Origin of the sequence: Aquimarina sp. Aq107 (genome assembly GCF_943733665.1) — a bacterium.
In the GTDB taxonomy this organism is placed as follows: Bacteria; Bacteroidota; Bacteroidia; order Flavobacteriales; family Flavobacteriaceae; genus Aquimarina.
This window is the reverse complement of record NZ_OX030782.1, coordinates 2,095,772-2,107,847: the sequence shown is the minus strand read 5'-3', so window position 1 is coordinate 2,107,847 and position 12,076 is coordinate 2,095,772. Positions and strand designations below refer to the sequence as shown.

Annotated in this window: 10 protein-coding genes; 5 read left to right on the top strand and 5 right to left on the bottom strand. The window is 29.1% G+C overall.

The features are described from left to right. Positions 1–29: 29 nt before the first annotated feature. Both NMK29_RS08885 and NMK29_RS08880 read right to left on the bottom strand, forming a co-directional pair. A complete protein-coding gene (locus tag NMK29_RS08885; RefSeq protein ID WP_108804233.1) occupies positions 30–923 on the bottom strand; it encodes an alpha/beta hydrolase fold domain-containing protein in 894 nt (297 codons plus the stop codon). Between the two features lie 259 nt (positions 924–1,182). Further along, the gene (locus tag NMK29_RS08880; protein WP_108804234.1) at positions 1,183–1,836 is read right to left on the bottom strand and encodes a DUF4386 family protein; all 654 of its coding nucleotides are present in this window, start codon (positions 1,834–1,836) and stop codon (positions 1,183–1,185) included. Between the two features lie 161 nt (positions 1,837–1,997). Between NMK29_RS08880 and NMK29_RS08875 the strand changes: the two genes are divergently transcribed. Together NMK29_RS08875 and NMK29_RS08870 are read left to right on the top strand one after the other, a co-directional pair. After that, positions 1,998–3,077, top strand: coding sequence for a sensor histidine kinase (locus tag NMK29_RS08875; RefSeq protein ID WP_108804235.1), 1,080 nt, complete (start codon positions 1,998–2,000; stop codon positions 3,075–3,077). A gap of 422 nt (positions 3,078–3,499) precedes the next feature. Beyond that, positions 3,500–5,146 (top strand): tetratricopeptide repeat protein, encoded by a 1,647-nt coding sequence (locus tag NMK29_RS08870; protein ID WP_234424296.1) that lies wholly within the window; start codon positions 3,500–3,502, stop codon positions 5,144–5,146. A 264-nt stretch (positions 5,147–5,410) separates the two neighbouring features. On the opposite strand, the gene NMK29_RS08865 is transcribed toward NMK29_RS08870, so the two are convergent. Next, the gene (locus NMK29_RS08865) at positions 5,411–6,115 is read right to left on the bottom strand and encodes a LytTR family DNA-binding domain-containing protein (protein ID WP_108804236.1); all 705 of its coding nucleotides are present in this window, start codon (positions 6,113–6,115) and stop codon (positions 5,411–5,413) included. Next, on the bottom strand, positions 6,116–7,039 hold the full coding sequence (locus NMK29_RS08860) for a sensor histidine kinase (RefSeq protein WP_159092280.1): 924 nt from the start codon (positions 7,037–7,039) through the stop codon (positions 6,116–6,118). A 247-nt stretch (positions 7,040–7,286) separates the two neighbouring features. Between NMK29_RS08860 and NMK29_RS08855 the strand changes: the two genes are divergently transcribed. Then, a complete protein-coding gene (locus NMK29_RS08855) occupies positions 7,287–9,143 on the top strand; it encodes a S41 family peptidase (protein WP_108804238.1) in 1,857 nt (618 codons plus the stop codon). 293 nt (positions 9,144–9,436) lie between these two features. Then, the gene (locus NMK29_RS08850) at positions 9,437–10,546 is read left to right on the top strand and encodes a serine hydrolase (RefSeq protein WP_108804239.1); all 1,110 of its coding nucleotides are present in this window, start codon (positions 9,437–9,439) and stop codon (positions 10,544–10,546) included. Between the two features lie 21 nt (positions 10,547–10,567). Here NMK29_RS08850 and NMK29_RS08845 read toward each other — a convergent pair whose 3' ends face one another. Further along, positions 10,568–11,311 (bottom strand): arylesterase, encoded by a 744-nt coding sequence (locus NMK29_RS08845; protein WP_108804240.1) that lies wholly within the window; start codon positions 11,309–11,311, stop codon positions 10,568–10,570. A gap of 28 nt (positions 11,312–11,339) precedes the next feature. Here NMK29_RS08845 and NMK29_RS08840 point away from each other — a divergent pair, with 28 nt between their 5' ends. Continuing rightward, complete coding sequence (locus NMK29_RS08840) at positions 11,340–12,029, top strand: ABC transporter ATP-binding protein (RefSeq protein ID WP_108804241.1); 690 nt, start codon at positions 11,340–11,342, stop codon at positions 12,027–12,029. The last annotated feature ends 47 nt before the right edge of the window (positions 12,030–12,076 follow it).

Sequence of the window (12,076 nt, the reverse complement as noted above, 5' to 3'; positions counted from 1 at the left end):
TTTTACAGATAATGAGAATTGAAATTTAATTAACTAATTGTATTTAAATCTTTTATAATCTCTTTTAACGATAATTTTGCCTCTTTCATTATGGGTAAGAGTGGCCAAATATGGGGCATGTTTTTATCTTCTTTTAATTTCATTGTAACATTAGCGATTTTCAATTTCTCAACTAAAAGTTTTTGATCTGGATATGTAATATCACTCTCTGTTATATATAAAATTGTTTCAGGAAAATTTTTAAAATCACCATACAAAGGTGAAATCATTGGATTTTTTAAATCTAAGTTTCCTACACACATTTTTTTTGCACTTAACAAACCAACCTTAGATAGCATTGGATCCATCAAATCAACTTTATCAATATCAGGATTAGTCATAGACGAATCCATCACTGGAGAAATAAGAATTATTTTATTTGGTAGTTGTTCGTTTTTAATATGCAACCTCTGAATCAATGCAGTAATCAATGTACCTCCAACAGAATCACCTATTAAGGAGATTTTACTTGATGTATAGTTCTTTAGTGCTTCTTTATAAATTGAATCAATATTTTCTGATATTTCTAAAATCTTATGTTCTGGTGCTTTAGGGTAATTACATAACCAAACAGTATATCTAGTTTGTTTAACAATAGTTTTAATTGTATCCCAATGATGTTTTGCTGGTCCAGAAATAAAAGCGCCTCCATGTATGAATATTAGTAATTTATCTGAATCATTTTTTTTACCTATTTCTGTTATCAAAGATTTAGAAATTTCAAAATTTCTAGTAATATTTTCTTTAAAAAACCCGCTTTTTGGTTCATAAACATCCTCTTTCCTAAGTCTTTTAAAATCAATTGGGTCGGTACTAAAATTCTTTTTTATCCCTTTCAACTTAATAACGAGTAGTGTTAGATAATATGTGAGACTTTGATTCATAAATTGTTTTTTATATAAATAGCAATGCTTTTTATGATTTTATAATTTTTCCGATTGTATTAATTATTTCTTTTTCATATTTTTTTTCAACTGTAATAACATTAGTTTCGCCAAAAGAAGTATCAATTTTTGACATATTCATACTCGATAGTAAGTTCAGCTAGTTTTTGATCGTATAAACTTAAAATTTCTTTCTTTCCATTAATTGTGCGAAAAAGTGATTCCATTAACTAAACTACTTTTGATAATTAATCTTTTCTTACATGACCGGCTTACGGATCATAGCTATTCCTATCCATATAAACCAAATTATTTGACTTAGACCAAAGATTTCTGTAAAAAGATCTAATGGATATATAGTTAATATACCTACAATACCAACAAGAACCCCCAGTAAAGTTAAAGGTTTTGAAAATGATGTATTCTTTAGGGATATAATACTGATTAACAATACCCAAATTCCACCTACTATTTCATTTCCACCACCAAGTCCTTCAGAAACTATACTTATACTAGACCATATTTGCATGGCATTTTCTGGGGATGTAATTCCTATTTCAAGTATCGAATTAAGTCCGATATTGGTTATCATTCCACAGGCGATTACTAATCCAACCCAAATAACACCAAAGATAAACGCTAATTTGGATAAATTAGGAGCGTCTTTTATAAGACGTTTATGAATAGCTAAAACTACTACGGACAATAATATGCCAAAAAGAATATAACTTGTAAAATTTAGAAAGGACAAGGTTATATAATTTTCAGATAAAAAAACTAGTTCTTCCTTAGCAGTAGCATTCTTGTCAGGATATTCTAAAATACCTCCATATATAATGAAAGCAATTATATAAATTAGCCCTTCAAAAATTGAACAGAATCCGCCTATCTTTTGTAAGTTTTTTGATATCATTTTATCCTTTTTAATTAAGACGTTATACTATTAATATTGTTACTAGTGATATTGGAAATAAGTGAATTTGACTTTTGCCTTCAGGATTTCCTTATATTAGAAACTTGATATTCGCTTGAGTTCTCTAAAACAAAACATATACCTTTTATTAACTAACATTTATGCCATTATTTAATAAACAGAAACGTATACAATACTTAGGGTTTGATGATGTTCGATCTTGCCTTATTGGTATTTTCATTATAAGTTTTATCACCAATTACCTTTTCAATACTACACCAGAACGTAACACATTCGATCTTATATTTATTGGCTATGCTGTGAATGTGTTCTTTACCATTTGCTATTGGTTATTGACACGTAACATCTTAATTTTTTTGAGAAAAAAATATCCTGATTTTAAAGATGATAAAAAACGTATTATAATCCTTATACTATTAGTAGTATGTGTTGTAGTTGTTGTGGATTATGTTGGAGGTGAATTAACAGCACGTTTTATCCGAATATTTGGATACTCTTCTAATCATCGTGTAGAATTAAAAGTACTGATTCCCATAGTTATTATTACAGTTATGGTAATGGCTATTTATGAAGCTATTTACCTTTATAACCGATTAAAAAAATCCATACGCGAAGAAGAACAGGCCAAACAAGTAATGATTCAGGCGCAATTGGATACATTAAGGAATCAGGCTCGTCCTCATTTTTTATTCAATAGTTTAAATACATTACGTGATATTATTGATCAAGATTCTAAAGAAGAGGCTAAGGTATTTGTAGATAACTTATCAGATGTATATCGTTTTATTATTGAGTCGGGTAATTCCAACATAATATCTTTAGAAAAAGAATTGAAATTTGCACAAGCTTATATTCATATACAATCAGAAAGGTTTGGAGAAAACTTACGTGTAAATTGGGACATTCCAGAAGACAAACTCTCCATTATGATCGTACCTATGAGTTTACAACTATTGCTAGAAAATGCAATCAAACACAATGTGGTTTCCAGATCCAAACCATTGATCATAAACATAGCAATAATAGAAGATAGTTTGGTAGTAAGTAATGAAATTCAAGCAAAGTCTACAAAAATTCCATCTACCAAAATTGGATTAAAGAATATTGAAAAGCGATATCAATTAATATCTAATAAAACACCTGTTATTATAAATGACGGAGAAAACTTTACCGTTAAATTACCCTTATTAAATCCATCAAATCAAAAGAAAGGTCATTAAAATATTAATTGTTGGATATTAACTACGTGTAGCACACCAATTAGAAAACTTATTACACATAACAAACGTTATATCATTGATGGAACGATGGATCAATTATTTGATTCTTTAGATCACACTAAGTTTAACAGGATTAATAGAGGTTAAATTATTTACAAAATAGTTATTCAAAAAATAGAACCCTATTCTAACCATTGTGTAAAGCTATCAGTATCAGATATTCGGGATCAAGAATTTATTGTAAATAGACAAAAAAACAAGTGATTTTAAAAATTAGATGAATCAATAGAAGATCTGTAACGTTTCAACTAACAATAACTACGTTTCAACATAAAGTGCTACTATTGAGGGCAAATTAAAATCATATTTGTGATGTAATTAATAATCAATCTCTGAACGAATTCAGTTAAAGAAATAACATCATGAAAAAAGTACTCATTATTATCCAATTACTATTTTGTTTTCAATTATCATCACAGGAAACAGATGCCAAGCAATGGCAAGAAGACTTACGGTTTCTTCAAAATACTATTCATAAAGATTATTCTTTTCTTTTTGTAAAAACGACAAAAGAAGATTTTGATGCTCAAGTTGAAACACTTTATAAAGATATTCCAGATTTACAAGAACATGAGATTCGAGTAGGATTCACACGTATTATATCCTCATTTAAGTATGGTCATACTCAAATTCCTTACGGCACAGTAACCGAGAGCGGAATTCTACCTATTAATTTATATGATTTCAACGACGGAATTTATATTGAAGGTGTCCAAAAAGATCATAAAAAAGCATTAGGAGCAAAAATATTGAAGATAGGAGAGACCCCTATAGAAAAAGCTCTAGAATTGGTATATCCGGTTGTTCCTGTAGAAAACGAGCAATATTTTAAAGCTTATGGTCTACGATTTTTAATCTCGCCAGAAGTATTACATGCGCAAGGAGTAATCCCTATATTATCCAATAAAGTTACCTTAACTCTTGAAAAAGATGGAAAAGTCTTTACTCATGAATTTACTACCATTGATAAAAAAGATAAACCAAAAACATTCAATTTTACATTACCAACAGAAGAGTGGCTTACAGCACGTAATACAGATATAACACCACTATATCTAAAGCATTTCGACGATAAACTGTATTATTTTGAATATTTAGAAGATAAAAAGACATTGTATGTAAGACAAAGTTCTGTATTTAATGATCCTAAAGAAACCTTAGCTCAATTCTACAAGCGCATGTTTGAGTTTATTGATTCAAATAATGTTGAAAAATTAGTGTATGATGTGCGTTTAAATGGTGGCGGAAACAATTACAACAATCTACCATTAATTAAAGGATTAATGGCAAGACCAAATCTTAATAAAAAAGGAAACTTCTATTTCATTATTGGTCGAGATACATTTTCTGCTTGTCAAAATTTAACCAACGAAATCACCAGGTATACAGAAGCCATTTTAGTAGGAGAACCGACTGCAGAAAATATTAACTTTTATGGTGATGCTAGAGCTGTACAATTACCAAATAGTAAGATCAATGCATATATATCTTATTTGTGGTGGCAAGATTATCCTGCTTTAGAAAATAAAGATGCGACAGTACCAAGTGTTCCTGTTACTATGAGTTATGACGATTATATACAGAATAAAGATATAGTTTTAGAAACTGCGTTGAATTTTAATGCAGAAGGTTTCCGGCCAAAACCTATGGAGTACATCACGCAGTTATATGTAACTGGACAAGGAGCAAAATTAGCACAAGAAATTCCTAGAATGGTGCAAGATCCGCGTTATGCTTTCTGTGATTTTGAAACGGAATTAAATAAAAAAGGAAACATTTTATTAGAAAGTGGTCGTGGGCCAGAAATTCAAGGTTCTATTCAGGTATTTTCTATGATTATGCAGTTATACCCTAATTCTGCAATGACCTATAAAAATTTGGGGAAAGCATACCTGAAATTAGGAGATACTAAAAAAGCAACCGAATTATTAAATAAAGCAATCTCATTAGATACAAATGGTGAGCAAGGAAATGCTGCTAAAGAAGTACTATTACAAATTTCGAATTAGTAAAAACTCTACAGAAAAATAAAACCAAAATACTCATTATAGTATTTTGGTTTTATTTTTCTATAGAGTTCTCATCGATTACTACAACATTAATTGGTTTAAAGAGAGTTACGCTGTTTACTTAATAATATATTTTACAGTTTAAAAGAAGTACATATTCTGTTTTTTTACAATTCTCGCTAAAACCATAATAGGTATTGAAACTGGAAAATTAAGCTTTAAAACTAACTATAGTAATTTTTAGTATCAAGTAATAAAAATTATCTATAGTTTATTGTCTTCCAGATATTTTTTTAAATTGTTTCTATAACTACTACCTACAGGAATTTCAAAAGAGTTTATTAATATACAACTACTATTATACTGAGAAACTTTTTTTAGAGGAATGATAAAAGATTTATGAATTCTAATAAAATCAAAAGGACTTAATTTCTCTTCAATAGATTTTAGTGTCTTTAAAGCTAAATAATAGTTTTTACCACAAACAATTTTAGCATAATCTTTCATACCCTCAATATAATCAATATCGTCTACTAACACTTTTACAAATTCATCACCTTCTTTAATAAAAAAAGAGGGATTTATAGAGGATTCTTTATTATTAATAGATCGATTACTTTCTTTAAAACGGGCAATGGTTTTTGTAAAACGATCAAAGGATACTGGTTTTAGAAGGTAATCAATCACGTGTAGTTCAAAACTTTCTATAGCATACTCGGTATATGAGGTAACCATAACAAATTGCGTACTATTCTTAGCAAACTTTACCAATTCAGTTCCAGAAATTTGAGGCATCGCTATATCTGTAAAAACCAAATCAATTTCATTTTCATTAATATATTTAACGGCTTCGACAGCATCCGTAAAAGTTTTAGCAATTGTAAATTCAGGAAATCTATTTAGATAATTAATAAGAACATCAATTGCAAGCGGTTCATCATCAATAATTATAGTGGAATACTTTTTCATTTACACTAGATTAATTTCTAATTGTGCTCTATATATGTCGTTTCTATGCTGTAGCACTAATTTGTGTTTCTTAGGATACGAAAGTTGTAACCTTTTTTTAAGGTTATCTAACCCTTTTCCTTCGCGATTAGTAGTATTAAAATATTGCTTATCTAAAATACTGTTTTCTACTAAAAATAAAATTCTTTGGTCCGTAATGCTAACATTGATAGTAACAAATGCATTTTTATCATTAATATAAAAGCCATGTTTAAAAGCATTCTCGACGAGTATAATTAACAATAAAGGTTCAATATTTTTACCTTCAGAATTTCCTTGTATTAAAAATTTGATATTCGCTTGTGTTCCAAAACGAATTTTTTCAATAGCAATATATTCTTCAATAAATTTTAGTTCGTGTATTAATTTCACCTTTTTATTAGCCGAATCGTCTGTTAAATAACGCATCATGCCAGAAAGCTTTAATATAGTATCAGGTGTTTCTACACTATTTTTTAAAGACATGCTATAAAGGGAATTAAACGCATTGAATAAAAAATGTGGATGTAATTGATTTCTTAATAATTGCCCTTTTGCCAAGTTTAATTGATGTTCTAAATTTTTATATCGATTAAAAAAGTCTAATCTATTTACAAAATTGATAAGAAAGTAAAACAAAAAAGTTTTTCCAATAAACTCTGTAAAGAAATCAAATGATCTATCTAAAATTATCACGTTATGAATTCGATATGACTTTAAGAGAGCTAATAATGCGATAACAACTATAAACAACATTATAAAACTAGTTTTATACCAAAACCCCTTGAATTTTAGTATATAATAGTATAATAAATATGCAATAATCGTAAATACAGAATACTCCATGGCGTCACTAGTAAGAAAAAAAAGCCATTTATCCGGAAGTGTAATTATAGCTTTTTTCATTACTTGAAAAAACACAATTGTTATAAAAATTGTATGAAAAAAGATCTTTAGTGATTGTACTTGTTTATCTGATAATTGAAACATAGATTAATTATGATATACAGTTGTAAATATATTAAAACGAAATTGAGGTACATCGATGATCAGACTAAGTTTATCTATTGACAAACTGTATTGATCGATTTCATTTTTATGAGTGGTTAAATCAAAATAAGTTTGAGAAGAATATATTTTAAAACACCTAGAAATGAAAAACTTAATTATTGTATTTATTATTGTTTTATCATCATTCTCCTTATTAGGACAAGAATTACAATTAAAAAAAGCATCACCCTTTACTGCAGTCAAATGGGAAAATGATGAACCAATTGTTAAATTTAAAGGAGTATGGTATTTTTTTGAAAAACTAGATGCTTTTAATAAAGCTCAATTATTAGATTTTTGTAAAAAAGAATTCGGAACTAAATGGAAAAAACGATTTTCTGAAGATCTAGTAGAAGTTCTTAGAAATATGAATTACAGTCCCAATAAACAGGTGAATTTAGAATTATCTAAAGATGGTGTTACCCATAAATACATCGGGACATTTACTTTAGAAAACAGACAACGCTGTGTACTCTATAACAATAACTCATCTAAATCAGGTACATCAACCAATATAGATAGAAAATACATTAGCAGAAACGAAGCCATTCATGATTTAAAACAATTTAAAGAAATCTTGGATACTAAATCATCCTATGCACAACTATCTTCTTTTGATTATGAATCAGCAATAAACAAGGTTGCTACTTCAATTTCACAAAAAGATAAAGGAGATATATCAATTGATAAATTGGTATATAAAATGAGTACCATTATTGCAGAAATAGGAGATCGACATTCTTCTATAAAAAATGAAACCTTAGATAAAAACAGTTATAAAACATATAACTTAAGATTACCTTTTGGTATTACAATACTTGATAAAGAATTCATTGCTGTCAAACAAAAATCGGATAACAATTGTTATATATACTATGATGATGAATTCCCTTATATAAAAAGTATAAATGGCATTACTATAAAAACATTAATAGATACTTATAACTTTAAAGATAAAAAAGCTCCAAAGCAAGCAAAACTATCGCGAGGAGCTAATGCTATTCAGAAATATGGAGCACTCCTATTTCATACTGATAAAGAATGTCCAGAAAGGGTAGAAGTAGTATTTTCTAATGGAAGGCTTGAGAAGAAGGAAATATTAGAACTAACTATGGCTAGAAAAGGGTATATCTCTAGCCTAAGTATTGCAAATTATAATACTATTAAAAGAGTTACTAAAGGAGAGCTTAATGGTTTAAAAAAAATATTAAATAAGAATATAGGTTATATAAAACTTCCAATGATGTTTCATTATAAAAACAATAATGATTTGGAACAATTTATAGAAAAAACGATTCAAGAATTATCTAATACCAAAGCCTTAATTTTAGACCTTAGAAATAACCCTGGTGGGAGCCGAGAACTACTACAAACCCTTGCGCCATATATGATACTTCCAAATCAATCACCTTGGATAGCCAATGTAGGTTATTTACGTACAAACAATTCTATAGACACAGACATACGTTCTATGAGTAACCGCTATTTATATATCTATAACTCTCAAAATTTCTCAGATAATGATAGAAAAGCAATAGATATATTCAATAAAACATGTAAGACTGAAAAGAATTTTGATCACTCAAAATTTAGCAGTCCTTTTTATATGGTTTTACGTGCTGGAAAAATATCTTACAACCAACCAATTTATATATTAGTGAATGAATATAGTTTTAGTGCTGCTACAGTTTTTACTGCAGCTTTTAAAGGATTACCAAATATTAAAATTGTAGGTGTAACTACAGACGGATCTAGTGGTAATTCAAAAAAAATCTATTTAAACAATTCTAATATTAGAGTGAAAATATCAACCATGTTATCATTTCAACGAAATGGAAAAACTTTAGATGGCTATGGAACAGTGCCTGATATCAATATATCAGTTGATAAAGAGCAAATATTTGCAGGAAAGGATACGCAGTTAGAAAAATTAGTTGCCATTATTAATGATAGGAAGTAGTATATAGAAAATTAAAGAATATTAATTATATTTTGTAATACTAATTCGAATATGTAATTGGAGTAATACACTTTAATTATTTTTATTTTTTTGTACTTTATACCTTTGTTTAAGATTAAAAAGTAAAAGCTTTACTGACTAAAAATCTATAGCTGTATTATCTTTTGTCAATATGAGTAATAGTATTGAAAATGAGTATTTTTTGTACCAGAAGATAATATTGATCCAAGGTCCGGAACTAATAGATTATATAAATTTTATAAAGAAATAGAGGAAACTAAAGATTAAAAAACATGAAACCACAATTATATGTTTTATTCTTTTTGTCAAACTTTGTACTTGCACAAATAGACTCAATTAGCACTAGAATTAATAATCAAATTAATCATAGTTCAGAAAACCCTGTACATAGTATCTTGGTGTATTTAGAAAATCAAAGTGAAAAATTTTACTATAATGAGGGGTTTGGATTAACCGCAGAAAATGGAAATCCAGTCACAAAAAATAGTTTATTTAAAATCGCCAGCAGCACTAAACTCTTTGTATCAACTGTTATACTTCAGCTTCAAGAAGAAGGTAAACTAGATATAAATGATAAAGTATTTCGGTATTTGAAAGATATAAAATATCTTGATTTTGAGAATTTACATATTTTGGATTCTATAAAATATTCGAAACGTATCACTATCAAGCAACTATTATCACATCGATCAGGATTAGCGGATATTTTTACGGATAGAGAAGATATATTTTTTGGAATGGTTGCTCAAAACCCTAGCAAACAATATAATCCAAAATCAATTATAGAATTATATTATCAACAAAACCTTAACAAGGAACCGCATTTCATCCCTAATGAAGGATGGTATTATTCGGATATCAATTACGTATTACTTGGGTTACTGATAGAACAGCTAGATCAAACTGAGCTATCTCAATCCATTAGAAACCGAATATTAGGACCATTAGGAATGAAGGATACATATTTTGAATATTATGAAGAGTTCAATAAAAAAACTAGTCAAATAAGTCAGTATATAGGCGACATAAATTTTTCTGACATAAACACATCATTCGATTGGGCTGGAGGAGGACTTGTATCTACGAATACTGATTTAGCACTATTCATAAAAGCATTATTCAGTTATAATCTTATCAATAAAAAATCATTGGATGCAATGATTGATGTAGCGTTCACTAAAAAAAATGAAAGTAGATATGGTTTAGGTATATATGAATTTATTATAAATGAAGATGTGTATTATGGCCATTTTGGATTTTATGGAACTTTCATAGGATATTGTCCTAAAACAAAATCAACTCTTTCATATAGTATTAGTCAAGCGACGCCAAACTTTAACTCGTATAAATTTATTAGTCAACTGCTAAGTTTTGCTAAATAAGGATCATAAAATCCCTATGTGCTATTTCACCACTGTTTTTAGCACTTCCCAAACATTATTAGCTAGGATTTTTTGTCCTTCTATAGTAGGGTGTATACCATCCGCTTGATTTAGTTCTGGAATACCTCCAACATCTTTTAAAAGAAATGGAATCAGTGCTAACTCATTTTTTTGGGCAAGATCAGGAAAAATATTTCTAAACGCTGTAATATATTCAGGACCCATATTTGGTGGTAACTGCATGCCGGCTAATATGATTGTAGTTTCTGAGTTCTTTTTTCGTACTGCATCGATAATGGATTGAAGATTATTTTGGGTTTCTGTTAAAGGAACGCCACGCAATCCATCATTAGCACCTAGTTCTAGAATAAAGACATCAACTTTCTGGTTAAGTACCCATGAGATACGGCTTTTTCCGCCAGCTGTAGTCTCTCCACTTAATCCCGAATTGATAACCGTATACGCTAAACCTAAAGAGTCCAGTCTATTCTGGAGTATAGCGGGATATGCATCATTAATATCATCTAATCCATAGCCAGCAGTTAAGCTATCTCCAAAACAAAGAATCGTTTTGGTAGAAGTATTTTTAGTAGTATCGTCACTATTTTCAGCAGAACTGTTCGTGGTAGTTTCTTCTTTTTTAGTAGTGTTTTCTCCACAAGATAATAGCAAACTGAAGAATAAAAAATAACAAAACTTTAAGGAAATCCACTTATAACGAGTATATAAATACGAAACCATTTGCTTATTTTTCCTCTTTTGCATTATCTAATTGAATTAATTGAAAATCAATATGCCAAAGATATTAAAGATTCATGAACTTGAGAAGACTTATAGCAGTGGTTCAAAAAAACTTAAAGTCTTAGACAATATCTCGTTTGAAGTCGAAAAAGGAGCTACCTTTTCTATTGTAGGACCTTCCGGAAGTGGTAAAACTACTTTGCTTGGACTATGTGCTGGATTAGACAACCAGGACTCAGGTATTGTAGAGTTATGTGGACAAAATATTCAGGAATTGAATGAAGATGAACGTGCACAATTAAGAAATAAAGAAGTAGGATTTATATTTCAGAATTTTCAATTGCTTCCCACTTTAACAGCACTAGAGAATGTGATTGTGCCTTTGGAATTACAAGGAGTTAAAAATGCCGTTACAAAAGGTAAAGAGCTACTAGAAAAGGTAGGATTATCACATCGTTTTCATCACTATCCCTCACAATTATCAGGAGGAGAACAACAACGTGTTGCATTAGCCCGTGCCTTTTCAAATGCACCTACGATTTTATTTGCTGATGAACCAACAGGAAATTTAGATGAAGAAACCGGAGAAAAGGTCATACAGCTCCTTTTTGAATTAAATAAAGAAGCTGGAACTACTTTGGTTATTATCTCTCACGATCTTGATTTGGCAAATCGAACTCAACAGATACTTAGATTAAAAGGAGGGAAAATTATAAGCAATGAGAAAACGTTAGTACAATAATGAAAATGGATTCATATTCAAAAACAGATATTGCTTGGTTACTAAAG